Source organism: Pseudomonas gingeri (assembly GCF_013385425.1).
Classification (GTDB): Bacteria; Pseudomonadota; Gammaproteobacteria; order Pseudomonadales; family Pseudomonadaceae; genus Aquipseudomonas; species Aquipseudomonas gingeri_D.
Map to the genome: position 1 here is coordinate 88,822 of NZ_JACAQA010000003.1, position 23,847 is coordinate 112,668.

Below are 23,847 nucleotides of genomic sequence, written 5' to 3' on the forward strand. Positions count from 1 at the left end.
TTTTTGACTGTATTGCGGACACCTTTGCCATGGATATCCACGCACTGCTGAAAACCCTGGCCGCCCAGGACGGTTCGGACCTGTACCTGTCCACCGGTGCGCCGCCCTGCGCCAAATTCAACGGCGTGCTCAAGCCGCTGGGCGGTGAATCGCTGAAACTCGGGGAAGTGGCGGCCATTGCCGACGGTATCATGGACGCCGAACAACGCCTGCAGTTCGAGCGCGAACTGGAAATGAACCTGGCGCTGTCCTTGCCGGGTGTCGGCCGTTTCCGGATCAATATCTTCAAGCAACGCAACGAAGTGTCCATCGTCGCGCGCAATATCAAGCTGGAAATCCCTCGTTTCGAAGACCTCAAGCTGCCGCCGATCCTGCTCGATACCATCATGGAAAAACGCGGGTTGGTGCTGTTCGTCGGCGCCACCGGTTCGGGCAAGTCGACGTCGCTGGCGGCGTTGATCGATTACCGCAACCGCCACAGCAGTGGCCATATCATCACCATCGAAGACCCGGTGGAGTATATCCATCGGCACAAGAAGTCGATCATCAACCAGCGCGAAGTCGGGGTCGACACCCGCAGTTTCCACGCGGCGCTGAAAAACACCCTGCGCCAGGCCCCGGACGTGATCCTGATCGGCGAGATCCGCGACCGCGAAACCATGGAGCACGCCCTGGCCTTCGCCGATACCGGGCACCTGGCGATCTCCACCCTGCACGCCAACAACGCCAACCAGGCGCTGGACCGCATCATCAACTTCTTCCCGGAAGACCGCCGGCCGCAGTTGCTCAACGACCTGGGCAACAACCTCAAAGCCTTCGTTTCACAGCGTCTGGTCGCCACCCTTGACGGCAAGCGCCGGGCGGCGGTGGAAGTGATGCTGGGCACGCCGACGGTGCGTGATTTTATCAAGCGCAACGAGTTCTCCGAGCTCAAGGGCATCATGGAGAAGTCCGAGCTGATCGGCATGCGTACCTTCGATACGGCGCTGTTCGAGCTGGTGGTGGAGGGGGCGATCGACGAGGAGGAGGCACTGAAGAACGCCGACTCGGTGAACAACCTGCGCCTGCGCCTGAAACTGCATCAGGATACCGCGGCCCTCACCGTGCAGAAGACGCCTCCCGCGCCGCCGGTCGCGGCGAAGGAGCTGGACGCCAAGGATTGGGGGTTGGTGGAGGATGGCAACTCTCCGCGCGGTTGAATCTGTTGCCGGATTGGAATGCTTTGTCCCGACGTGACTGACAGGTTTCGGCAGCCCCCGTTATTGCTGGTCACGAGGGCGGCAGTCTTGGGCAGGGGCGTTGTTACACCACCTGATGGCGATAGGGCAGGTCCGGTCCGGTGCGGCTGCAGGTAATGGCCGCGGCGCTGACGGCGAAGTTCAGCATCGCGTCGATCTGGGGCTTGTCCAGGCGTTCCAGACCTTGCACCGAGTCCAACTGCTGCTCGGTCAACCAGGCGATCAGGGCCGCCTGGAAGGTATCGCCGGCACCGACGGTGTCGGCGGTGATGACTTCACGGGCCGGCACCGACCAGTGACCATGCCGGCGACTGTAGACGCTGGCACCCTGGGTGCCACGGGTCAGGAACACCAGTTGGCAGCGCTGGGCCAGCCATTCCTGGGCGATGCTCTGCGGGTCGCGATCCGGATAGAGCAGGCCCAGGTCCTCGTCGCTGACCTTGATCATGTCGGCATGTTCGGCCAGGGCCGCGATACGTTGGCGCCACAGTTCTATATTCGGTTCCGGGTTGAGCCTGACGTTGGGATCGAGGGTGATCAGCCGGCGCCCGCTTTCCCGGCGTACCAGGGTCAGCAGGGTGTCGGCAATCGGTTGCACCACCAGCGAGAACGAGCCGATATGCAACCCACGCACCTCGTCGCCGAGTTTCGGCAGGTGGCCCGGTAGCAACTGGCGGTCGGCGCAGCCCTCACCACGGAAACTGTAATGGGGCGAGCCGTCGGCGCCCACGGCGACCATCGCCAGGGTGGTGGGGGCGTCGAAGTCCAGCAGGTAATCCGCGCGTACACCTTCTTCCTGCAGGACTTGCTGCAGGCGGCGCCCGAGGTAGTCGGTGGACAGCCCGGCAAACAATGCCGCATCGACCCCCAGACGGCGCAGGCCGACCGCGACGTTGAACGGCGAACCGCCGGCAATCGCCTTGAAATTCACTTTCGAGGTTTGCCCGCTCACATCAGGCTCACTAAAAAAATCGAACAGCGCTTCACCACAGACCAGATACATGGGTACTCACTCTTGAAGGGCCGCTACCTGTTGGCGGTAGTGCTGATAAACGGGTTGGTAGGCGGCGACGTTGGCCGCGATTGGCCGGGTTTCGCTCGTCAGATCGAGACTGACGCAACGTTCGCACAGTTCGGCCAGATTTTGCACGCCGGCGGACTCGCACCAGGCCGCCTGGATCGCCGCACCGAGGGCCGCGGCTTCGCTCTGGCGGGTGCAGACCACCGGTGTGTCCATGATATCGGCGACCATCTGCCGCCACACCGGACTTTTCGAACCGCCACCGGTCAGGCGGATGCCGTGGCTCCGCAGGCCGGCTTCGCGTAGCAGGTCCAATCCGTAACGCAGGCCGAAGGTGGTGCCCTCGACCACCGCGCGACAGAGATTGGCCTGGGTCAGGTTGGTCAGGGTCAGGCCTGACAGGCTGCCCGTGGCCTGTGGCAGGGCGGGGACCCGTTCGCCGTTGAGAAACGGCAGCATGCTGACCCCTTCGGCGCCGATCGGGGCTTGCTCGACCCGGGCATTGAAGTCGTCGAGCCCGAGATTGAACAGCTCACGCACGGCACCGGTGGCGTTGGTCAGGTTCATGGTGCAGATCAGCGGCAGCCAGCCGCCGCTGGAGGAGCAGAAGGCCGCGACCGAGGCGTGGGGGCTGATCAGCGGTTGGTCGGCATAGGCATAGACCGTACCGGACGAGCCCAGGCTCATGGTGATGATCCCGGCCTGGATATTGCCGGTGCCGATGGCACCCATCATGTTGTCGCCACCACCGCTGGAGACCAGGGCGTTGGGGTTGATGCCCAGCAGCCCGGCGATCTCGGGAAGGATCCGGCCCACCGGCTGATGGGCTTCGATCAGCTCCGGCAAGACCGCTTGCAGGCGCCCGCTGGGGTCGATCTCGTGCAGCAGCGGCAGATCCCAGCAGCGCTTGCGCACATCGAAATAGCCGCTGCCCGAGGCGTCGCCGTATTCCGCGCAGCTACGGCCGGTAAGCCAGTAGTTGAGGTAGTCGTGGGGCAGCAGTATATGGGCGATCCGGGCGAACAGGTGCGGGTGCTGCTCTTGGGTCCAGAGCAACTTGGACACGGTATAACCGGGAGCGATGACCAAGCCTAGGCGTTCGAGTGAACCCTGTTCGCCTCCCAGCTGTTCCAGAAGACGCTGGTTTTCCGGGGTGGTTTCGGTGTCGCACCAGAGCTTGGCCGGGCGCAGGACCTGGCCTTGTTCATCGAGCAGGACCAGGCCGTGTTGCTGGCCGGAGACGCCGATAGCGAGGATTGCCTGGCCGTCGACGCTGGCCGCGGCCAGTGCTTCTCGGGTGGATTGGACGAAAGCGTCCAGCCATTGCCCGGTGTCCTGTTCACGGCGGCCGTTGGCACCGCTGATCATCGTATGAGGTGCCGAACCCTGGCCCAGCACCTGACCGCTGACGCTGTCGAGGACGATGGCCTTGGTGCCTTGGGTACCGCAATCGATACCGAGATAGAGTTTCTGATTCATGACGGTGCCCGGAGTTGGAACTGGATCACTGCATCGTTGTGGGAGCTGAGCTTGCTCGCGAAGGCGTCCGTGAGACCGCCAAAAGCTTCGCGGGCAAGCTCCGCTCCCACAGGTTCATGTTTCGATCTCTAGGCCGTAATCTTGGCCAACAAACGCTCCAGCGTCTTGCTTACGCCCACTTCCCGCAAGCTGTTGAAGCAGCGTTCGAAAGCGGCGATAAACTCGGCGGACTGGGGAATCGCGGTGCCGAAAATCTCCTCGACAGCGAACAGCCGCTGCACGATCAAGGTGTCATCCGCCACCAGCGCCTGGCAGAATTCGGCCCGTGGGTCCGGAATGCTGTAGGTCGTGCCGTTTTCATCGACACCCTTGAGGTACAGGGCCCAGGCCGCCACCACCAGCGCCGCGCGCTCGGTCTCGCGACCGTCGGCGATCAGCCGGTTGATGGTCGGGATGGTGAACTTGGGAAACTTCGACGAACCGTCGGAACAGACCCGCTCCAACTGGTCGGCAATCGCCTGGTTGGAGAAGCGCTGCACCAGGGTGTCCTTGTACTCGGTCAGGTCGATACCCGGCACCGGCGCCAGCTGCGGGGTAACGTCCAGGTCCATGTAGGCACGCATGTACTTGACGAACAGCGGGTCGTTCATGGTCTCGTGGACAAACCGGTAACCCTTGAGGAAACCCAGGTAGGTCAGGGCCAGGTGGCTGCCGTTGAGCAGCTTGATCTTCATCTCTTCATAGGGTGTGACGTCGTCGGTGAACTGCACGCCGACCTTTTCCCAGGCCGGGCGGCCGTTGACGAACTTGTCTTCCAGCACCCATTGCACAAAAGGTTCGCAAACTACCGGCCAGGCGTCGTCGACGGCGTGTTCGTCGTGCAGTTGCAGGCGGTGGGCGGTGCTGGTCATCGGCGTGATGCGATCGACCATGGCATTGGGAAAGCTCACATGGGTGGCGATCCAGTCATGCAGGTCGGCGTCGCGCAAGGCGGCGAAGGCCAGCAGGGCCTTGCGGGCCACCGCGCCGTTGTGGGGCAGGTTGTCGCAGGACATCAGGGTGAAGGCCGGGATACCGGCGGCCCGGCGCTTGGCCAGGGCCGCGCAGAGAAAGCCGAAGACGGTCTGCGGCGCCTCGGGGTGGCTGAGGTCGTGCTGGATCTGCGGCAGGTGCGTCATGAACTCGCCGTTGCTGTCGTCGATGCAGTAACCACCTTCGGTGATGGTCAGCGAAACGATGCGGATCTCTGCCGAGGCCAGCTTGTCGATCAGCGCCTGGCGGTCGTCCTCGGCCAGCAGCATATCGCTGATGGCGCCGATCACCCGGACTTCGGTGTCGTCGCTGTCGCCCAGCTCAAACAAGGTGAAGAGGTAGTCCTGCCCGGCCAGGTCATCCCGGGCGCGGCGGTCTTCGCTGCGCAGGCCGGCCCCGCAGATGGCCCAGTCCAGGCCCTCGCCGGTGTTCATCAGGGCATCGGTGTAGTACGCCTGGTGGGCGCGATGGAAACCGCCGACGCCGATATGGACGATGCCCTGGCGGGTATCGGCCAGGTTGTAGAGGGGCAGGCGCACTTCAGGGGCCAGTCGATGCAGATTCTGCTTGTTCAGTTTCATGGCTAAGGCTCTCGGCAATCAGGCGGCAGCGCGCAACGGACGGGCGACCGCTACACCGTTGGCATCGAATAAATGGCAGTGGCTGCTGTCCAGGTGCAGCTTGAGGGTTTCCCCGTACTGGCTGGCCATGTCCCCGCGGATACGCATGGTCAGGGCTTCGCCGGAGGCGGTGCGCACATGGCAGAAGGTGTCGCTGCCCAGGCGCTCGCCGACATCGGCGGTGACCTGCAAGGTGCAGTCGCCGGGCTTGGCGAGTTCCAGGTGCTCCGGGCGAATCCCCAGGGTCACCGGGCTGCCGACGCTGAGGCCGGGGTCGCTCAGCGGCAGGCTGATGCGGGTGCCGGCCTCCAGTTCGACTTCACAGCCCTGGCCGTCGAGGCGACTGACCTTGCCCTTGAGAAAGCCCATTTTCGGCGTGCCGAGGAAGCCGGCGACAAACAGGTTGGCCGGTGCGTGATAGAGCTCCAGGGGCGAACCGACCTGCTCGACGCGCCCGGCATTGAGCACCACCACCTTGTCGGCCAGGGTCATGGCTTCGACCTGGTCGTGGGTCACGTAGATCATGGTGGCCTGCAACTCTTTGTGCAGGCGCGCCAGTTCCAGGCGCATCTGTACCCGCAGGGCGGCGTCGAGGTTGGACAGCGGTTCGTCGAACAGGAAAATCTTCGGGTTGCGCACAATGGCGCGGCCGATGGCGACGCGCTGGCGCTGGCCGCCGGAGAGTTGCTTGGGTTTGCGCTCCAGCAGCGGGCCGAGCTCCAGGATCCGCGCGGCTTCATTGACCTTGCGTTCCACCTCGGTCTTGGCCTCGCCGGCCAGGTCGAGGGCGAAGGACATGTTCTTGCGTACGCTCATATGCGGGTACAGAGCGTAGGTCTGGAACACCATCGCCAGGTCGCGCTTGGCCGGGCTGACTTCGGTGATATCGCGACCGTCCAGCTCGATGGTGCCGGAGGTGACCTCCTCGAGCCCCGCGATCAGTCGTAGCAGGGTCGATTTACCGCAGCCCGACGGGCCGACGAAGACCACGAACTCGCGGTCGTTCACTTGCAGGTCGATGCCCTTGATGATGGACAGGCCTTCGAAGCCCTTTTGCAGATTCTTGATTTTCAGGTTGGCCATGGTGAGGCTCCTTTTAAGTATTTATTTCACAGCGCCGAAGGACAAACCGCGCACCAATTGCTTCTGGCTGATCCAGCCGAAGATCAGGATCGGCGCACAGGCCAGGGTCGAAACGGCCGATAATTTGGCCCAGAACAAACCTTCGGGGCTTGAGTAGGAGGCGATCAATGCGGTCAGCGGCGCGGCCTGGGAGGAGGTCAGGTTCAATGACCAGAAAGCCTCGTTCCAGCACAGGATCAGCGACAGCAGCAGGGTCGAGGCCAGTCCGCCCTTGCTGATCGGCAGCAGCACCCGGACCATTTCCTGCCACAGGGTCGCGCCGTCGAGGCGAGCGGCCTCGAGGATGTCCTTGGGGATGTCCTTGAAGTAGGTGTAAATCATCCAGACCACGATCGGCAGGTTGATCAGGGTGTAGATCACGATCAGCGCCAGGCGCGTGTCCAGCAGGCCGAAGGATTTGGCCAGCAGGTAGATCGGCATCAGCACGCCCACCGGCGGCAGCATCTTGGTGGAGAGCATCCACAGCAGGGTGCGTTTGGTCCTTTGGGTTTCATAGAACGCCATGGAGTAGGCCGCCGGCACCGCGATCAGCATGCACAGCAAGGTGGCGCTGAAGGAGATCACCACCGAGTTCCAGGCGAAGTGGAAGTAGTCGCTGCGCTCCTGGATATGCAGGTAGTTTTCCAGCGTCGGGGTGAAGAAGAACTGCGGCGGCGTGGCGAACGCGTCGATCTCGGTCTTGAAGCTGGTCAGCACCATCCAGAAGATCGGGAAGAAGATCAGGATCGCGATGGCCCAGGCCAGGGTGCCGAGCAGAACGCTTTGCAGGCGCCGGGATTGTTTGAGTGTGAGGGTCATGGCGCGGGCCTCAAGGCTTGTCTGTCAGGTTTTTGCCGATCATCCGGACCAGGATGATCGCGGCGATATTGGCAATGATCACCGCGATCAGGCCGCCGGCCGAAGCCATGCCGACATCGAACTGCACCAGGGCCTGGTTGTAGATCAGGTAGGCCAGGTTGGTCGAGGCGTAGCCCGGACCACCGTTGGTGGTGGTGAAAATCTCCGCGAACACCGAGAGCAGGAAGATGGTTTCGATCATCACCACCACGGCAATCGGCCGGGCCAGGTGCGGCAGGGTCAGGTGCCAGAAGATCGCCACCGGACCTGCTCCGTCGAGGCGCGCGGCTTCTTTCTGTTCCTGATCGAGGGACTGCATGGCGGTCATCAGGATCAGGATGGCGAAGGGCAGCCACTGCCAGGAGACGATGATGATGATCGACAGCAGCGGGTAATGGGCTAGCCAGTCCACCGGCTGTGCGCCGAATACTCGCCACAGCGCGGCGAGAATCCCCGAGACCGGGTGGAAAATCAGGTTTTTCCAGATCAGCGCACCGACGGTGGGCATGATGAAGAAGGGCGAAATCAACAGGACCCGGACAATGCCGCGGCCGAAGAACTCACTGGCTTCCAGCAGCGCCGAGATCAGCACGCCGAACACCACGCTGATCAGCAGCACGCTGCCCACCAGGAGCAGGGTGTTGGTGGCGCCCGGGAGAAAGCCCGAGTCGGTCAGGAAGTAGGTGTAGTTTTCCAGGCCGACAAACTGGTTCTCGCCCGGATAGAGCAGGTTGTAGCGGATCAGCGAAAAGTAAACGGTCATGCCCAGGGGCACGATCATCCACAGCAGCAACAGGCCGACTGATGGTGAGACCAGAAACCAGCCGGGGTTGCGCAAACGGCTTTTGCGCAGCGGCTGGGGTATATCCATATGGGCTTTGGCAGTGGAGGTATTCATGGTGATCAGAACCAATGGAAGGCAAATAGCGAACAGGTATTGCGCGGGTTCGGGAGGACGGGCTTGCTGGCGATGACGGCTTTGAGGCCGTCAAAAGCTTCGCGAGCAAGCTCTGCTCCTACAGGGACGGTGTGTTGTCCCTGAATGGGGTTACTTCGGATAACCCGCGCGTTTCATTTCGCGTTCGGTGAAGGTCTGGGCATCGGCCAGGGCCTTGTCGACGGTGGTCTGGCCGGTCAGTGCGGCGGAGAACTGCTTGCCGACCTGGGTGCCGATGGCCTGGAACTCGGGAATGGTCACCAGCTGGATCCCGACATAAGGCACGGGCTTGGCGCTCGGGTCTTTCGGGTTGGCAGCCTTCAGTGATTCCAGAGTGATCTTGGCGAACGGCGCGGCCTTCATGTAGGCATCGCTGTAGGTCGAGGCGCGAGTGCCTGGCGGTACGTTGGCAATGCCGTCTTCCTTGGCCACCAGCGCGCCGTATTCCTTGGAGGTGGCCCAGCTGCTGAAGACTTTCGCCGCGTCCTTGGCCTTGGAACTGGTCGGGATCGCCAGGGCCCAGGAGTAGAGCCAGGCCGAGCCTTTCTCGGTGACCTGATGCGGCGCGTAGGTAAAGCCGACGTGGTCGGCGACCTTGCTCTGGGTCTTGTCGGTGACGAAGGAACCGGCCACGCTGGCGTCGACCCACATGGCGCACTTGCCGCTGTTGAACAGCGCCAGGTTTTCGTTGAAACCGTTACTCGAAGCGCCCGGCGGGCCGGCTTTTTTCATGGTGTCGACGTAGAAGTTCAGGGCGTTCTTCCACTCCGGGCCGTTGAATTCCGGCTGCCACTTCTCATCGAACCAGCGCGCGCCGTAGGCATTGGCGACGGTGGTGATCAGGGCCATGTTCTCGCCCCAGCCGGCCTTGCCCCGCAGGCAGATACCGTATTGCTCCTTGTCGGGGTGGTTGAGCTTGCCGGCGAACTCGCCGATCTGTTCCCAGGTCGGGCGCTCGGGCATGGTCAGGCCGGCGTCCTTGAACAGGTCGGTGCGGTAGTAGGTCATGGAGCTTTCGGCGTAGAACGGCAGGGCGAACAGGGTGCCCTTGACGGAAAGACCGTCACGTACCGACGGGAATACGTCATCGATATCGTAGGCGGCGGGCAGGTTGTTCATCGGTTCCAGCCAGCCTTTGGCGCCCCAGAGTGCAGCTTCGTACATGCCGATGGTCAGCACGTCGAACTGGCCGCCCTGGGTGGCGATATCGGTGGTCAGGCGTTGGCGCAGGACGTTTTCTTCCAGGACCACCCAGTTGAGCTTGATGTCCGGGTGCTCGGCTTCGAAGGTTTTCGACAGCTTCTGCATGCGAATCATGTCGCTGTTGTTGACGGTGGCGATGGTCAGGGTCTGGGCGGCAAGACTGACGCCGCTGAGGGTGAGACCGGTGGTGACAAGCAGTGCGGTGGCAATGGCTTTCATCGAACACTCCTCTTCATTACGCACGGAGGCGCTGAAGGTCAGTTTATTGTTGTTGTGTCTTCCGGTGTCCAGGAAGAATCTGGCATTGATTACAGCCTTCAAACGCCGTCCTGACAAATCCTTGACGACACTTCGTTCGGTACTTTTTTGCACTGGGGCAGAATGTCGCAGGTCGGCGAAACCGCTGATCGAGATAGGGGAGTGGGGATTTACGGGGGGATGAGGGGGTGAATCCGTATAGATTCGCGAGGATACGGCTTCTTGTTGAGGCCGTATCGCCAGTCGGGCTACAGGGGGGCGTGAAGCTCTTTCAGTGCGGTTTCGGATTCAGCCAGCTTGCGTTCAAGCGCTTGGCTTCGTCCCTGCTGATCCGTCAGTTCAAGCTTTAGCGACTCACTTTCCGCCAAGGCCACCCGCAGGCGTTCCTGAAGCAGGGTGCCGGCATTCTCCAGCGTTTGCGCCTGTTGAAGCTGCCGCTCCGTGCGCTGCTGCTCTTTATCCAACTGCTCCTGCGCCAGCTTGAGGGCCTTCGCGGTTCCCCGGCTCTCGGCCAGCAGCCGCTCATTGTCACGATTCAGTTGAGTGATCTCGTCCTGGCGCACCAGCGCACTTTGCTGGGCCTGGCGTAACTCCATCTGTACCTGTTGGATCTGCGTCTCATGTCGGCGCTGTTCCTGGTCGCGCTGATCACGGGCTGCACTGCGGAAGTGCTCCAGTGCTTCGCGGGCGTGCAGATGCTTGTCCTCCAGCGAGCGGATCTGCTGGTCCTTGTCCTTGAGGCGCAATTCGTAATCGCTACAGGCCTGGCTCAGCCCGGCGTTGCGGGTCTGTTCGGTCTGCAGCATCGAGCGGGTGGTTTGCAGGTTGCGCGACTCATCGGCCAGGGCCACGGCCTGGATCTCGAACTGGCGCTGCTGTTGCTCCATCTGCCGGGCCATCTCGGCCAATTGCGCCTGCCATTCGGCTTTTTCCGCCGCCAGTTGTGCCCGGGCCTGCTCGACAGGTTCCCGAGCCTGTTCCTGGAGGCGTTGTGCCAGGCGCGAAACCAGCTCGCCCAGCTCTTCGTCGAGTGACTCCGTGGGTGCCACACGGCGCAGATCACCGTCATCCAGCTCCTTGAGATAGCGATGGATGGTGGTTTTGGACCCGGTATTACCCATTTCGATACGTACCGCATCGATGCTCGGGTGCTCGCCGCGGGCGAGGATCGCCAAGCGTGCCGTTTGCACCACTGCCTTGTTTACGCCGCCGCGAGCCATGTTCTCTCCTACGATTTCGTACTGTGGTACGTACCATGTATTTACATAGCATATAGATAAAAACAAAAAGCCGATATTTGAAATTATTAACACGGGATATACTAGTATTACCCCGCGTGATAAGCCGCTTTCGCGCTTTTGCCCGGGGAATCAGTACGAATGCCGGGAATCGAGGTCATGAACGAGCTGGACCGCTACCTGCAGGCGGCGACGCGGGACAACACCCGTCGCAGCTATCAGGCCGCCATAGAACATTTCGAAGTGAGTTGGGGCGGTTTCCTGCCGGCCACCAGTGACAGCGTGGTGCGCTACCTGATGGCCCATGCCGGCGTACTGTCGATCAACACGCTGAAGTTGCGGCTGTCAGCCCTGGCGCAATGGCACAACAGCCAGGGTTTCGCCGATCCGACCAAGGCGCCTCTGGTGCGCAAGGTGTTCAAGGGCATTCGCGCCCTGCACCCGGCGCGGGAGAAGCAGGCTGAACCCTTGCAATTGCAGCATCTTGAGCAAGTCGTCGTCAGTCTCGATGGGCAAGCGACCCTGGCCTTGGTCGCCGATGATCGGCCGACGCTGCTGCGCGCCCGACGAGACAAGGCGCTGATCCTGCTGGGCTTCTGGCGGGGCTTTCGTAGCGACGAGCTCTGTCGCCTGGAAATCGAGCATGTCCGAGCTGTCGCAGGCTCCGGCATGACGCTGTATTTGCCGCGCAGCAAAAGCGACCGCGACAACCTCGGCCAGACCTACCAGGCCCCGGCCTTGCAGCGCCTGTGCCCGGTGCAGGCCTATATCGACTGGATCAACAGCGCCGCGCTGGTGCGTGGCCCGGTGTTTCGCGCCATTGACCGTTGGGGGCACCTGGGCGAGGAGGGCTTGCACGCCAACAGCATCATCCCCTTGCTGCGCCAGGCCCTGGAGCGCGCCGGGATTGCCGCCGAGCACTACACCAGCCATTCCTTGCGCCGTGGCTTCGCCACCTGGGCGCACCGCAGCGGCTGGGACCTGAAGTCGCTGATGAGTTATGTCGGTTGGAAGGACATGAAATCGGCCATGCGCTATATCGAGGCCAGCCCGTTTCCAGGCATGGGGCTCATCGTCGAAAAACCGGTGGATCAAGGAGCATAAGATTTCTTCTATTAATAGTGTCTGCTCATAGCGAAAAGCAATCGCGAGCATCAGCTTTGCCAATGAGCCAGAACGCAAAAGAATGGCTAGGATTCTCCCATCAACTTCTTAACCCCTGACGGAGAGTCAACGATGCCTATCATCAACAGCCAAGTTAAACCGTTCAAAGCAACCGCTTTCAAAAACGGCGCATTCGTCGAAGTCTCGGACGCTGACCTGAAAGGCAAGTGGTCGGTCGTGTTCTTCTACCCAGCTGACTTCACCTTCGTTTGCCCAACCGAACTGGAAGACCTGGCTGACAACTACGCCGAGTTCCAGAAACTGGGCGTCGAAATCTACAGCGTGTCGACCGACACCCACTTTGCCCACGCTGCCTGGCACAACACTTCGCCAGCCATCGGCAAAATCCAGTACACCATGATCGGCGACCCGACCCTGACCATCTCCCGCAATTTCGACGTCCTGATCGAAGAAGCTGGCCTGGCCGACCGCGGTACTTTCGTGATCAACCCGGAAGGCCAGGTCAAAATCGTTGAACTCAACGATGGCGGTGTAGGCCGTGACGCTTCCGAGCTGCTGCGCAAGATCAAGGCCGCTCAGTACGTTGCCGCTCACCCAGGCGAAGTCTGCCCAGCCAAGTGGAAAGAAGGCGAGGCCACCCTGGCTCCGTCTCTGGACCTGGTCGGCAAGATCTAAGTCCGTGAGTCATTCAAGGGCGGTCATCCGCACTTCATAAGTCAGCCGCACCGCCCCATAACGCCCGGGTGGTAATCACCTGGGCGTTGTTATTTCTACAGTATTGAAAAAGGGAAATCGCCCGCATGTTGGACGCCAATCTTAAAGCCCAGTTGAAGTCGTACCTGGAACGGGTTACGCAACCGATCGAGATCGTCGCCTCCCTTGATGACGGCGCGAAATCTCAGGAAATGCTCGCACTGCTCAAAGAAGTCGCCAGCCTTTCCACCCAGATCACCTTGTTGGACAACGGCCTTGATGCGCGCAAGCCATCGTTCTCGTTGAATCGCCCCGGAGCCGATATCAGCCTGCGTTTCGCCGGTATCCCCATGGGCCACGAATTCACTTCGCTGGTGCTGGCCCTGCTGCAAGTCGGCGGCCACCCTTCGAAGGCCAGTGTCGAAGTGATCGAACAGATCCGCTCGCTCAAGGGTGAGTTCAACTTCGAGACTTACTTCTCGCTGTCCTGCCAGAACTGCCCGGACGTGGTCCAGGCGCTGAACCTGATGGCGGTGCTGAACCCGAACATCCGCCACGTCGCCATCGACGGCGCGCTGTTCCAGGACGAAGTCAACGATCGCAAGATCATGGCTGTACCCAGTGTCTACCTCAACGGTGTGAACTTCGGCCAGGGCCGCATGGGCCTCGAGGAAATCCTTGGCAAGCTCGACACCGGCGCCATCGAGAAACAGGCGGAAAAAATCAGCGCCAAGGACGCCTTTGATGTCCTGGTGGTCGGCGGTGGCCCGGCCGGTGCCGCGGCGGCGATCTACGCTGCGCGCAAAGGTATTCGTACCGGTGTCGCGGCGGAGCGTTTCGGTGGCCAGGTGCTGGACACCATGGCGATCGAGAACTTTATCTCGGTCCAGGAAACCGAAGGGCCGAAACTGGCCAGCGCCCTGGAAGAGCATGTTCGCCAGTACGATGTCGATATCATGAACCTGCAACGGGCCAGTGCCCTGGTGCCAGCGAAGAATGCCGGTGAACTGCACGAAGTGCGTTTTGAAAGCGGTGCCAGCCTCAAGGCCAAGACCGTGATCCTTGCCACCGGCGCCCGCTGGCGTGAAATGGGGGTGCCGGGCGAGCAGGAATACAAGGCCAAGGGCGTGTGCTTCTGCCCGCACTGTGACGGCCCGCTGTTCAAGGGCAAGCGTGTCGCGGTGATCGGTGGCGGCAACTCTGGTGTCGAGGCGGCCATCGACCTGGCCGGTATCGTCAGCCATGTAACGCTGCTGGAGTTCGACAGCAAGCTGCGCGCCGATGCCGTGCTGCAACGCAAGCTCTACAGCCTGCCAAACGTCAACGTCGTGACCAGCGCGCTGACCAGTGAAGTCAAGGGCGACGGGCAGAAGGTCACCGGCCTGGTCTACAAGGACCGTGATTCGGGTGAGTTCCACACCGTCGAGCTGGAAGGCATTTTTGTGCAGATCGGCCTGTTGCCGAACACCGACTGGCTCAAGGGCAGTGTCGAGCTGTCGCCGCGCGGCGAGATCATCGTCGATGCCCGTGGTGAAACCTCGTTGCCTGGCATTTTCGCGGCCGGTGACGTAACTACGGTGCCGTACAAGCAGATCGTGATCGCGGTGGGCGAGGGTGCCAAGGCCTCCCTGAGCGCCTTTGACCATCTGATCCGCAGCTCTGCACCAGCCTGACCTGTGGGTGCGGAGCTGGCTCGCGAAGTTTTTAGCGGCCTCAAGGGCCTCTTCGCGGGCAAGCTCCGCTCCCACGTTCGGTAGTGCTTGAAGTTTGTAAAGAAAAAGCCCCATGAATCGAGGATTCATGGGGCTTTTTCTTTACAGCGGGCTATCAGGCGTCTTGCAGCGGCGCCGGCTGGATGATTTCTACCCAGTAGGCGTCCGGGTCCTTGACGAAGGCCAGGCTTTTCATGCGACCGTCGGTCAGGCGTTTCTGGAATTCGACGCCCAGCTCTTCGAAGCGCGCGCAGGCCGCACGAATATCCGGCACCGAAATGCAGATATGGCCGAAGCCCCGTGGATCGGTATTGCCGTTGTGGTAGGCAAAATCAGGATCGCTTTCGGTGCCGTGGTTGTGGGTCAGTTCCAGGATGCCGGGAATCGACTTCATCCACTGGGTCCGTTCGGCAGCGTCGGCCGGGATCTGCGCCTTGTCCACCAGGGCAAGGAAATACAGGCTGAATTCGGCTTCCGGGAAATCACGTTTCTCCACCAGGGAGAAGCCCAGCACGCGGGTGTAGAAGTCCAGGGACCGGGTGGCATCCTTGACCCGCAGCATGGTGTGGTTGAACACGAAGCCCTGGGTGGCGGCGTCGGGTTGGGCGGTAACGCCGGGGAAGGTGTTCAGGTCTTGCAGGCTCATGGGCTCTCCGCAAAGCAGGTGAAAAAAAGCGGGCGATCATGGACGGGCAGGCAGACTCGCCGATTCCGATCCTGTGGGACAGGATCATACTGAAGCGAGGCGCGGGCGCCAAATTCGGACGGGCGGATTTTAGACTCGGGCACAGATGTGCCGGGTAATAGCGGGCTACTTCGATTTTGTCGGGAAGTTATAGCGAAGTGTATAAAACTTGCCGAAGAGGCATAAAGAAGCCCGCCGAAGCGGGCATGGGGCGCTAATCCTTTAGCAGCCTGCATCCTGTAAGAATCGATGTGAAAAATGTGTGAAGAACGTGAATGGCTTGTTTTTCATCCGACAGACGTAATAGAGGTAGCGCATTCCCTCCGCTGGCTGTGAGAGATTTTTTACATGCAATTAAGAACAGTCGGAACGCTTGGGGTCGGTGAATAACGGGCGCGGTGTCGTTTTTGAGTGCTGCATTTCCGACGTTTGTCGCCGAGTAGGAACTCTTGCCTGAAAAAGTTGTCCCCGACAGACGCCGATTGTCGCCATCATGATACCGGGCGGTATGATTTTGGGGCTGCAAGGAAAAGCCCTGCCTGGGCAGGGCTTTTGCGTTCAAGCGTGAAGTCAGCCGCGCAGCCAGGAATCAACGGTCGCTGCCCCGTATTGTTCTTTCCAGGCTTTCAGGCCACGGTGATTGCCGCCCTTGGTCTCGATCAGTTCGCCAGTGTGAGGGTTCTGGTAAACCTTGACCACGCGGGCGCGCCGCTGTTTGGGCGCAGCGGCGCCGGTTCTGCTTGGGTTCGGGTCGAGGATCGCGACGATGTCGCGCAGGCTCTTGTCGTAGGTTTTCATCAGGCCCTTGAGTTTTTCCTCGAACTCGATCTCCTTTTTGAGTCCGGCGTCATTCTTCAGGGCTTCCAGCTGGGCGAGTTGTTCTTTAAGGGCCTGTTCTGCGGCACGAAATACGGCGAGTTTGGACAAGATGTTTATCTCCACGAGTTGTATTCGGCTGCCAACCACCTAAAACAAAACGACAAGCCAATGCTTGCAACGGCTTTCGTCACGCGTATGCACCTGGGTGTGGCAGTGCGGAAAGTTACTTATAAGCCTGGGGGCTTCCTATCAAATTACTGCAGGCATGAAAAAGTGTAGTAGTTATCAGGCCAAGAGTAAATAACGTGGGTTAGACGTTGAAGAAATACCGATAGACAAGTGTCAGTGTCTTATTCTGACAGCACGACTTTATCCTCTTGTACGCTGATCTGTCGTTTGAAATTGTTAAGAAAGTCTTCCGCCGGCAATGGTTTACCAAACAAGTAGCCCTGGAGAAACTCGACGCCTCGGGCGCTCAGGTAGTCGCGTTGTAGTGGCGTTTCGACACCTTCGGCAACGATGCCCAGTTCGAGCTTGGCGCTCAATTCGATAATGCTCTCCAGGATATGCCCGGACAACGCGTCGGCGCCGATCATGGCGACGAAGCTCTGGTCGATTTTCAGGTAGTCGACGTTGAACTGGCGCAAATAACTGAGGCTTGAATGCCCGGTGCCGAAGTCGTCAATGGCAATCATCACGCCCATCTCGCGCAACCGGGCGAACAATTGCCGGGCAACGGCGCTGGGTTCGATCAGTTCCCGTTCCGTCAATTCCAATACCAGGCGCACCCGGCCCGGAGCAAAGGCGGCAAGAAAGTCACGGCAGTCGTCCAGCAGTGCGAGATCCTGGCAATGCCGGGCGGTGATATTCACGCCGACGTGAAAGCCGGGTGCAAAGACCGCCGCGTGCGGGGCGAGGAGGGTGGCGGTCTGTTGCAGCAATGAACGGGTCATCGGTACGATCAGGCCCGAGTCTTCGGCCAGGGGAATGAACAGGTCCGGGCGCACCAACCCCTCACGGGGATGCTGCCAGCGCATCAGCACTTCCGCCCCGGCCCATTGGCGGCTATCGCTGCGCACCACCGGTTGGAAATAAGGAATGAACTCCCGGGCCTCGAGGGCTCGCCGTAGTTCGTGGGTCGGTGCGTTGGAGCGATTTTGCAACCAGCGCGTCGTGGCCGCGGCCAGCACTCCAAATACCAGCAGCAAGGCCATCAGGGCCGGGTATTCCTTGCCGACGTAACGCCAGGCTTCTCCCGCCGGGAAGCCTGAACTGACGCTGAAGGGGAAGCGACTAGAGGACAAGCTCGCCTGACCGACGGCAAACCCGGGGGCTTCACCCTCGCGTACCTGGCCCTGGCCGGAGATCCAGACATTGCCGACCTGCAGGCGCAAGCCGGCCTCACGCCCGATCAGGCGCAGGATATTGGCCAGGTGATAACCGTCGATACTGACCATGGCAGCGCCTTTGCCGTCCTGCAGGCGGTAGACCAGCAGTGAGGACTTGGGGGTGACCGGATTACCGTTCATCAACCAGAGCGTGCCGTCGACATAGTCCGCCGGGTCGACCGCTTCCTGATAAGGCCCGAACAAGGAAGTGCAATACAGGTTGTTGTTCCAGGCCAGGTTCGCGGCCCGGACAAAGGGCCGCCGGGTGACCTGTTCGCGCAGGGCCAGTTTGACGTCGTCGCAGGGCTGGCCGGCCAGGGGCAGGATGACATTGGCGGACTCGGCGGCATTGTCGAGCATCAGGTCGAACTGTTTCAGGGCCTCGCCGGCGGTTTTCCCGGCGTTCTGGCTCAAGGTCCGACCGGCTTGCCAATGCAGGATGGCGATCCCGGAGAGAATCGGCAGCAGGCCGATCAGCAGGCTCAAGGCGTAACGGGCGATCCAGGAGCGAGAACCTTTGGCGGTCAATGGCATTGAAGGGAACCTGTAGGGGCAAGGGCGCCTGGAAGAGTAATGCTGCTCACTTACTTAATCTTGAGTACCTACCTTGTGGGAGCTGGCTTGCCGGCGATGGCGTCCGTAAGAGCGCCAAAAGCTTCGCAGACAAGCACCGCTCCCACAGGCTATCTATATTCGAATCGACTGGCCAGGTCGATAAAAGCCTGGGTTGCCGGTGAGACCTGGCGTCGGTCGAGCACGGCGATACCAATCTGACGTATCACCCGTGGCGACAACGGCCGGCTGACGTAACCGGGGGCCGGGTGTTCCGGCAGGGATTGTTCGGCCACCACGGTCACGCCTTCACCACGGGCAACGGTCGCCAGGGTGCTGAGCAGTTGCGCGGTACGGTAGCGAATGTCCGGAACCAGTCGCTGGGCCGCGAACAGCTGGGACACCAACTCCCCGGAACCGGCTCCGGTGAGAATGAACGGATCCTGGCACAGCGCCTTGAGTTCAATGGCCCGCTGCTCGCACAACGGGTGGCCGACAGGGAGCAGGGCGACCATCTGGTCTTCCACCAGGGCAAAGGTGTCGAAGCGCTCCTGCGGCAGCACCACGAAACCCACGTCGATCCGCCGCTCTTCCAGCCATTGCAGTACCTGTCGATCAGGACCTTCGTCGACCTGCACCTGGATACCCGGATGTGCCTGCCGGTAGCGGGCCAGCAGCGTCGGCAGCAGCTTGGTCGAGGAAGTGGGCCCGAACGAGCCGATACGCAGGGTCCCGCGTTTCATGCCTCGGGCATCGGCGGCCTCCTGGCGCAAGGTGTCCGCCAGGCCCAGCATGGCCCGGGCCCGTTGCAGCAACTGTGCGCCGATATCCGTCAGTTCCACCTGGCCCTGGTGCCGACGCAGCAACTCGACACCCAACTCCTGCTCAAGCCCCTTGAGGGCATGGGAAACCGCCGACTGGCTGATCCCCAGGCGCAGGGCCGCACTGGTAAAGCCGCGCAGTTCGGCGACCTGGGAAAACACTTCCAGCTGGGTCAGGGTCATGAGCTTTTACTCATTTTACGATGAGTCGACATAAATAAAATAATGCAGCCAGTTTGACAACCCTCGTAATCGATCAGCAGGAGAAACCATGCACACACAGGTGTCCACCTTCGCCGCAGGCAGCGACCTGCGGGTCTACTTCAAGCTTGCCGGAGTCTCGATGATCTGGGGCGGGACCTTTGTCGCCGGGCGCTTCCTGTCCAGCGATATCGCGCCGTTGTTGCTGGCCAGCCTGCGCTTTCTCCTGGCCAGTGTGATCCTGCTGGTGTTTATCGTGGCGACGCGTATTACGCTGGTGCTGCCGGACAGGAAACAATTGGCTCAATTGGCGCTGCTGGGATTTTTCGGCATTTTTCTCTACAACCTCTGCTTCTTTTATGGTCTGCACTACATCAATGCTTCGCGGGCGTCATTGATCGTCGTGCTGAATCCGGCGGTATTCGGGCTGGCTTCATGGCTGTTCTTCAAGGAGCGGCTGAACGTAGCGAAGGTGCTCGGCATCCTGGTCTGCATGGGTGGTGCGGGGCTGGTGATTATCAGCGGCAACCGCAGCCTGTTCGATGGCGCGGCCCAGACCTGGATCGGTGACCTGCTGATCTTCGGCTGCGTGCTGTCCTGGGCGGTCTACTCGCTGTTCTCGCGCAACCTGACCCGGGTGCTGGGCCCGCTGACCACCGTGACCTATTCGATCTGGCTTGGTACGGCCATGCTCTGGCTGGCCACCTGGCTGCGCGGGGAGGCGAGTCTTGCGCTCATCGAAACCTTGAATCCACAACAGCTGATGAGCCTGGTCTACCTCGGCGGGCTGGGTTCGGCGCTGGCCTATATCTGGTATTACGATGGCATCCAGCATATCGGTGCAACGCGTGCTGGCGTGTTTATCGGCCTCAATCCGTTGACCGCGGTGATCTGTGGCGCGCTATTGCTGGGCGAGCAGTTGACGCTGATCATGTGCCTGGGCGGCGGGTTGATCCTGGGCGGCATCTACCTGTGCAACCGACCGGCTTTGCGGCTGCCCGGGTCGAAATAAAAAAGGGATACGGACAAACCGGGTTACGCCATGTAGAATCTGGTTACGCATATAAGAATAACGTCTTCTGGCAGCAGAAGCCTCGCCCTGAGAGACTGGGTCGACATGAAGATATTTGGGTGCCAACTGATCTACGGCGATTTCCTGGCCCGCAGTGTGCGGGGCATTTCCTGTGCGCCACCCGCCGACGTCCGCATTGATAGCAACTAACTGACCGTTACTTGATAAAAATGATGAGGCGTCACCATGACCGATATCTTCGAAAACCCGATGGGCCTGATGGGCTTCGAGTTCATTGAATTCGCATCGCCGACCCCGAACACCCTGGAGCCGATCTTCGAGATCATGGGCTTCAGCAAGGTCGCGACCCACCGCTCCAAGAACGTGCACCTGTATCGCCAGGGCGCGATCAACCTGATCCTCAACAACGAACCCCACAGCGTGGCGTCGTACTTTGCCGCCGAGCACGGTCCTTCGGTGTGTGGCATGGCCTTCCGCGTGAAAAACGCCCAGCAGGCCTATGCCCGTGCCCTGGAGCTGGGTGCCCAGCCGATCCATATCGCCACCGGCCCGATGGAGCTGAACCTGCCGGCGATCAAGGGCATCGGCGGCGCGCCGCTGTACCTGATCGACCGTTACGGCGAAGGCAGCTCGATCTATGACATCGACTTCGTCTACCTTGATGGCGTCGACCGCAATCCTCCAGGCGCGGGCCTGAAGATCATCGACCACCTGACCCACAACGTCTATCGCGGGCGCATGGCCTACTGGGCGAACTTCTACGAGAAACTGTTCAACTTCCGCGAGATCCGTTACTTCGATATCAAGGGCGAATACACTGGCCTGACCTCAAAGGCCATGACCGCGCCGGACGGCATGATCCGCATCCCGTTGAACGAAGAATCGTCCAAGGGCGCGGGCCAGATCGAAGAGTTCCTGATGCAGTTCAACGGCGAGGGCATCCAGCACGTGGCCTTCCTCACCGACGACCTGGTCAAGACCTGGGATCAGTTGAAGAAGATCGGCATGCGCTTCATGACCGCGCCGCCGGAGACTTACTACGAGATGCTCGAAGGTCGTCTGCCGAACCATGGCGAACCGGTCGACGAACTGAAGTCGCGCGGGATCCTGCTGGACGGCTCCTCGCAGGACGGCGACAAGCGCCTGCTGCTGCAGATCTTCTCGGAAACCCTGATGGGGCCGGTGTTCTTCGAATTCATCCAGCGTAAAGGCGACGATGGTTTCGGCGAGGGCAACTTCAAGGCGCTGTTCGAGTCGATCGAGCGAGACCAGGTTCGCCGTGGTGTACTCGCGACCGAGTAACGCCCCGTTTTCTAAAGGCATACGCAACCCCTGTAGGAGCAGGGCTTGCCCGCGAAGGCGTTCTCAAGGACGCCAAAAGCTTCGCGGGCAAGCCCAGCTCCTACAGGACGGTGTGTTCTGGCTCAGCCAAACAACCCCGCCGCAATATTGATCGAAAACCCCAGAATCGCCGTATTGAACAGAAAGCCGATCAACGATTGCGCCAGCACCACCTTGCGCAATGCTTTTGTCGCTACGCCGACATCGGAAGTCTGTACCGCCACGCTGATGGTGAAAGAGAAGTACAGGAAGTCCCAATAGTCCGGATGTTTCTCGCCATCGGCAAAGCGCAGGGGCGATTCTTCAGGTTCGCCCAGATAAAACTGCCGCGCGTAGTGCACGCTGAAGATCACCCCGATCAGCAGCCACGAGCCCATCACCGTCAGCCCGGTAAAGCCGTAATGCAGCAGGCGCGTGTGCATCTCCAGGTCCTTGCTGCCCGCCAGTTCGACGGTGATCGCCGCCAGGCTGGCAATCGCGGCAATCGACACCATCAGCAAGACTGTCCCGGCATTTTCGTCTTCGCGTTCGACGAAGCGTTGCACGTCTTCGGGTCGGGAGCGCACGGTCAGCCACAGCATCATGGCCAGATAGGCCCAGACGCCGGCATTCCAGCCGATCAGGATCTTGGTCAGTACCGGACTGACCGGAGCCAGTGCGCCGACGGCCAGGCCGAGGAGGGCGGAGAGGGTCAAGCGTGGATGGGTTCGGGCGAGATGGGGCATTGGCGCGCTCTGTTTTCAAGTATTCGCGCACCTTAACATGGACCTCGTCATACAGAATCGCCGCGCCCCCGTGCAGTGAGTTCGAAGAACTCGGGTTCCTCGTTCTGTCATATCCCGGCGACCCGGCCCCGTGTCTCGCCGCCTCCAGCGCAAGGCTCTTTGCCACTCCCGTAAAAGTGCCGGTATTACGTGGTGAAAGCGTCGCGAACACCCGAGAATTTATTTAAAAATCAATAAGATTCACCCGAGGTTTTTTCCTTTATCTGTCACCGGAACTTGAGAAGTTCTCATTCATGGCCTCACCCCTCAAGTCGTCTGGAACTAAGGCGACGCCTCGAGCGCCATGGCGTCAAGAACGAGCAAGTCACTCAACGTACGAACACGACGAAAGGAGATTCTTCATGTTTAAGCGCAATGTTCTCGCGGTATCCCTGACCCTCGCTGCCCTGTGCTCCGCCCAGGCAGCCATGGCCGCTATCAACGGCGGTGGCGGTACCCTCGCGGCTCCGTTCTACAACACTTCCGGTGTTCTGCCTTCCGGTTTTGCCGCTTACATCGGTGTTGGTAGCGGCGCGGGTAAACTCGCGTTTCTGAACAACGATGCAACCCAGTTCGGCCTGCCCGCCACCACCAACGTGCACTGGGCTGGTAGCGACTCGAAACTCGCGACTACCGATATCTCCACTTACAACACCAACCACGGCGCGGCCTGGGGCCCACTGATTCAGGTGCCTGCAATGGCGACTGCGGTGACGATTCCGTTCAACAAGGCCGGTGGCAACCTGAACCTGACCACTGACCAACTGTGCGGTATTTTCTCTGGTCGTCTGGCGGACTGGAGCAACGTTACAGGTTCTGGTCGTACCGGCACCATCACCGTGGCCTATCGCAGTGACAGCAGTGGTACCACTGAACTGTTCACCCGTTACCTGAACGCCAAGTGCACCAATCCGCTTGATGGTTCTTTCGCAATCACCACGACCTTTGCTGGCAGCCACACCGCCGCCAAAGGCGTCAACCCTCCAACCGTCATCACCGCCAAGGGCAGCCCGGCTGTCATGTCCCTGGTAAACAGCACCGATGGCGCCATTACTTACATGAGCCCAGACGTTGCAGTGACCACCACGGCCGGTCTGGACGATGCGACCAAAATCGCCACCATCAACAGCGTTGCCCCCAACCTCGCCAACGTCGGTACCGCCGTCTCCGGTGTCACTCCACCTCCAGCGGCCAACCGTGCCGATCCTAACGCTTGGGCACCGATTTTCGCTGCAACGACCAACCCTAGCGATCCAAGCGTTTTTGCTTTCCCAACGACCGGCTACCCGATCATCGGCTTCACCAACATGATCTTCAGCCAGTGCTATGCCGATCCAACCCAGACTGGTCTGGTGCGTTCGTTCCTGACCCAGCAATACGGTACTGGTACCAGTGCCAACGATGCAGCGGTAACGGCTAACCGTTTCGTTCCAATGTCCGCAGCCTTCAAGTCCGCCTTGCGCGGCAGCTTCCTGACCGCCACCAGCGCTCAGTACGTCGGTAACACCAGCGTCTGCAACGCCATCGGTCGTCCGCTGTAACCCTCGCGTCAACGTAGCGCAATACCCGGTCAGCAACGGTGCAAGCCGTTGCTGATTTTTTGCGTATGCCTACAACTCGATATCGCTCATATGAATATTCGATGACAAAGGTTCGGTCCCGATCCCCGGTATCCGCCTTAGTCATATAAGCGACACCGGCCTGCGA

At 60.7% G+C, this 23,847-nt stretch carries 20 protein-coding genes; 7 read left to right on the forward strand and 13 right to left on the reverse strand.

Annotated features, from left to right (window positions below):
• Nucleotides 1-29: 29 nt before the first annotated feature.
• Nucleotides 30-1,199 (forward strand): PilT/PilU family type 4a pilus ATPase, encoded by a 1,170-nt coding sequence (locus HX830_RS03150; protein WP_103495651.1) that lies wholly within the window; start codon nucleotides 30-32, stop codon nucleotides 1,197-1,199.
• 103 nt (nucleotides 1,200-1,302) lie between these two features.
• On the opposite strand, the gene HX830_RS03155 is transcribed toward HX830_RS03150, so the two are convergent.
• The 8 genes from HX830_RS03155 to HX830_RS03190 all read right to left on the reverse strand — a co-directional run bounded on the left by HX830_RS03155 (nucleotide 1,303) and on the right by HX830_RS03190 (nucleotide 10,988).
• Nucleotides 1,303-2,241, reverse strand: a complete 939-nt coding sequence (locus HX830_RS03155; protein ID WP_177098947.1) for a carbohydrate kinase family protein — start codon at nucleotides 2,239-2,241, stop codon at nucleotides 1,303-1,305.
• A 6-nt stretch (nucleotides 2,242-2,247) separates the two neighbouring features.
• Nucleotides 2,248-3,738: a xylulokinase gene (gene xylB, locus HX830_RS03160; protein ID WP_177098948.1), complete on the reverse strand. Its 1,491-nt coding sequence runs from the start codon at nucleotides 3,736-3,738 to the stop codon at nucleotides 2,248-2,250.
• Between the two features lie 128 nt (nucleotides 3,739-3,866).
• On the reverse strand, nucleotides 3,867-5,351 hold the full coding sequence (locus tag HX830_RS03165) for a mannitol dehydrogenase family protein (RefSeq protein ID WP_103495648.1): 1,485 nt from the start codon (nucleotides 5,349-5,351) through the stop codon (nucleotides 3,867-3,869).
• Nucleotides 5,352-5,369: 18 nt separating this feature from the next.
• On the reverse strand, nucleotides 5,370-6,473 hold the full coding sequence (locus HX830_RS03170; RefSeq protein WP_103495647.1) for an ABC transporter ATP-binding protein: 1,104 nt from the start codon (nucleotides 6,471-6,473) through the stop codon (nucleotides 5,370-5,372).
• Nucleotides 6,474-6,494: 21 nt separating this feature from the next.
• A complete protein-coding gene (locus tag HX830_RS03175; RefSeq protein ID WP_100941163.1) occupies nucleotides 6,495-7,331 on the reverse strand; it encodes a carbohydrate ABC transporter permease in 837 nt (278 codons plus the stop codon).
• Between the two features lie 10 nt (nucleotides 7,332-7,341).
• A complete protein-coding gene (locus HX830_RS03180; protein ID WP_100941177.1) occupies nucleotides 7,342-8,268 on the reverse strand; it encodes a carbohydrate ABC transporter permease in 927 nt (308 codons plus the stop codon).
• Between the two features lie 150 nt (nucleotides 8,269-8,418).
• Entirely contained in the window at nucleotides 8,419-9,729 is a 1,311-nt protein-coding gene (locus HX830_RS03185; RefSeq protein ID WP_103495653.1) for an ABC transporter substrate-binding protein, read from the reverse strand.
• A 287-nt stretch (nucleotides 9,730-10,016) separates the two neighbouring features.
• Complete coding sequence (locus tag HX830_RS03190) at nucleotides 10,017-10,988, reverse strand: DNA-binding protein (protein WP_177098949.1); 972 nt, start codon at nucleotides 10,986-10,988, stop codon at nucleotides 10,017-10,019.
• A 177-nt stretch (nucleotides 10,989-11,165) separates the two neighbouring features.
• On the opposite strand from HX830_RS03190, the gene HX830_RS03195 reads away from it, so the two are divergent.
• The 3 genes from HX830_RS03195 to ahpF all read left to right on the forward strand — a co-directional run bounded on the left by HX830_RS03195 (nucleotide 11,166) and on the right by ahpF (nucleotide 14,497).
• Entirely contained in the window at nucleotides 11,166-12,110 is a 945-nt protein-coding gene (locus tag HX830_RS03195; RefSeq protein WP_177098950.1) for a site-specific integrase, read from the forward strand.
• Nucleotides 12,111-12,242: 132 nt separating this feature from the next.
• Entirely contained in the window at nucleotides 12,243-12,806 is a 564-nt protein-coding gene (gene ahpC, locus HX830_RS03200) for an alkyl hydroperoxide reductase subunit C (RefSeq protein WP_103495643.1), read from the forward strand.
• A gap of 125 nt (nucleotides 12,807-12,931) precedes the next feature.
• A complete protein-coding gene (ahpF, locus tag HX830_RS03205; RefSeq protein ID WP_103495642.1) occupies nucleotides 12,932-14,497 on the forward strand; it encodes an alkyl hydroperoxide reductase subunit F in 1,566 nt (521 codons plus the stop codon).
• A gap of 154 nt (nucleotides 14,498-14,651) precedes the next feature.
• On the opposite strand, the gene gloA is transcribed toward ahpF, so the two are convergent.
• The 4 genes from gloA to HX830_RS03225 form a co-directional block, all read right to left on the reverse strand.
• Nucleotides 14,652-15,182, reverse strand: a complete 531-nt coding sequence (gloA, locus tag HX830_RS03210; RefSeq protein ID WP_177098951.1) for a lactoylglutathione lyase — start codon at nucleotides 15,180-15,182, stop codon at nucleotides 14,652-14,654.
• 609 nt (nucleotides 15,183-15,791) lie between these two features.
• Nucleotides 15,792-16,148: a histone-like nucleoid-structuring protein, MvaT/MvaU family gene (locus HX830_RS03215; protein ID WP_103495640.1), complete on the reverse strand. Its 357-nt coding sequence runs from the start codon at nucleotides 16,146-16,148 to the stop codon at nucleotides 15,792-15,794.
• Nucleotides 16,149-16,390: 242 nt separating this feature from the next.
• Complete coding sequence (locus tag HX830_RS03220) at nucleotides 16,391-17,962, reverse strand: EAL domain-containing protein (protein WP_177098952.1); 1,572 nt, start codon at nucleotides 17,960-17,962, stop codon at nucleotides 16,391-16,393.
• 149 nt (nucleotides 17,963-18,111) lie between these two features.
• Nucleotides 18,112-18,984 (reverse strand): LysR family transcriptional regulator, encoded by an 873-nt coding sequence (locus HX830_RS03225; protein ID WP_177098953.1) that lies wholly within the window; start codon nucleotides 18,982-18,984, stop codon nucleotides 18,112-18,114.
• Nucleotides 18,985-19,072: 88 nt separating this feature from the next.
• On the opposite strand from HX830_RS03225, the gene HX830_RS03230 reads away from it, so the two are divergent.
• Together HX830_RS03230 and hppD are read left to right on the forward strand one after the other, a co-directional pair.
• The gene (locus HX830_RS03230; RefSeq protein WP_177098954.1) at nucleotides 19,073-20,014 is read left to right on the forward strand and encodes a DMT family transporter; all 942 of its coding nucleotides are present in this window, start codon (nucleotides 19,073-19,075) and stop codon (nucleotides 20,012-20,014) included.
• Nucleotides 20,015-20,260: 246 nt separating this feature from the next.
• Nucleotides 20,261-21,337 (forward strand): 4-hydroxyphenylpyruvate dioxygenase, encoded by a 1,077-nt coding sequence (gene hppD / locus HX830_RS03235; RefSeq protein WP_177098955.1) that lies wholly within the window; start codon nucleotides 20,261-20,263, stop codon nucleotides 21,335-21,337.
• 122 nt (nucleotides 21,338-21,459) lie between these two features.
• Here hppD and HX830_RS03240 read toward each other — a convergent pair whose 3' ends face one another.
• Nucleotides 21,460-22,101 carry a DUF1345 domain-containing protein gene (locus HX830_RS03240; protein WP_103495635.1) on the reverse strand — a complete coding sequence of 214 codons (642 nt, stop codon included), beginning with the start codon at nucleotides 22,099-22,101 and terminating at the stop codon, nucleotides 21,460-21,462.
• A gap of 401 nt (nucleotides 22,102-22,502) precedes the next feature.
• Here HX830_RS03240 and HX830_RS03245 point away from each other — a divergent pair, with 401 nt between their 5' ends.
• Nucleotides 22,503-23,681 (forward strand): substrate-binding domain-containing protein, encoded by a 1,179-nt coding sequence (locus tag HX830_RS03245; RefSeq protein WP_177098956.1) that lies wholly within the window; start codon nucleotides 22,503-22,505, stop codon nucleotides 23,679-23,681.
• Nucleotides 23,682-23,847 lie beyond the last annotated feature (166 nt).

Excerpts from the sequence above, each read along its gene's own strand:
- HX830_RS03150 (WP_103495651.1), top strand. The coding sequence starts at position 30 with ATGGATATCCACGCACTGCTGAAAACCCTGGCCGCCCAGGACGGTTCG.
- HX830_RS03155 (WP_177098947.1), bottom strand. The coding sequence starts at position 2,241 with ATGTATCTGGTCTGTGGTGAAGCGCTGTTCGATTTTTTTAGTGAGCCT.
- xylB (WP_177098948.1), bottom strand. The coding sequence starts at position 3,738 with ATGAATCAGAAACTCTATCTCGGTATCGATTGCGGTACCCAAGGCACC.
- HX830_RS03165 (WP_103495648.1), bottom strand. The coding sequence starts at position 5,351 with ATGAAACTGAACAAGCAGAATCTGCATCGACTGGCCCCTGAAGTGCGC.
- HX830_RS03170 (WP_103495647.1), bottom strand. The coding sequence starts at position 6,473 with ATGGCCAACCTGAAAATCAAGAATCTGCAAAAGGGCTTCGAAGGCCTG.
- HX830_RS03175 (WP_100941163.1), bottom strand. The coding sequence starts at position 7,331 with ATGACCCTCACACTCAAACAATCCCGGCGCCTGCAAAGCGTTCTGCTC.
- HX830_RS03180 (WP_100941177.1), bottom strand. The coding sequence starts at position 8,268 with ATGAATACCTCCACTGCCAAAGCCCATATGGATATACCCCAGCCGCTG.
- HX830_RS03185 (WP_103495653.1), bottom strand. The coding sequence starts at position 9,729 with ATGAAAGCCATTGCCACCGCACTGCTTGTCACCACCGGTCTCACCCTC.
- HX830_RS03190 (WP_177098949.1), bottom strand. The coding sequence starts at position 10,988 with ATGGCTCGCGGCGGCGTAAACAAGGCAGTGGTGCAAACGGCACGCTTG.
- HX830_RS03195 (WP_177098950.1), top strand. The coding sequence starts at position 11,166 with ATGAACGAGCTGGACCGCTACCTGCAGGCGGCGACGCGGGACAACACC.
- ahpC (WP_103495643.1), top strand. The coding sequence starts at position 12,243 with ATGCCTATCATCAACAGCCAAGTTAAACCGTTCAAAGCAACCGCTTTC.
- ahpF (WP_103495642.1), top strand. The coding sequence starts at position 12,932 with ATGTTGGACGCCAATCTTAAAGCCCAGTTGAAGTCGTACCTGGAACGG.
- gloA (WP_177098951.1), bottom strand. The coding sequence starts at position 15,182 with ATGAGCCTGCAAGACCTGAACACCTTCCCCGGCGTTACCGCCCAACCC.
- HX830_RS03220 (WP_177098952.1), bottom strand. The coding sequence starts at position 17,962 with ATGCCATTGACCGCCAAAGGTTCTCGCTCCTGGATCGCCCGTTACGCC.
- HX830_RS03225 (WP_177098953.1), bottom strand. The coding sequence starts at position 18,984 with ATGACCCTGACCCAGCTGGAAGTGTTTTCCCAGGTCGCCGAACTGCGC.
- HX830_RS03230 (WP_177098954.1), top strand. The coding sequence starts at position 19,073 with ATGCACACACAGGTGTCCACCTTCGCCGCAGGCAGCGACCTGCGGGTC.
- hppD (WP_177098955.1), top strand. The coding sequence starts at position 20,261 with ATGACCGATATCTTCGAAAACCCGATGGGCCTGATGGGCTTCGAGTTC.
- HX830_RS03240 (WP_103495635.1), bottom strand. The coding sequence starts at position 22,101 with ATGCCCCATCTCGCCCGAACCCATCCACGCTTGACCCTCTCCGCCCTC.
- HX830_RS03245 (WP_177098956.1), top strand. The coding sequence starts at position 22,503 with ATGTTTAAGCGCAATGTTCTCGCGGTATCCCTGACCCTCGCTGCCCTG.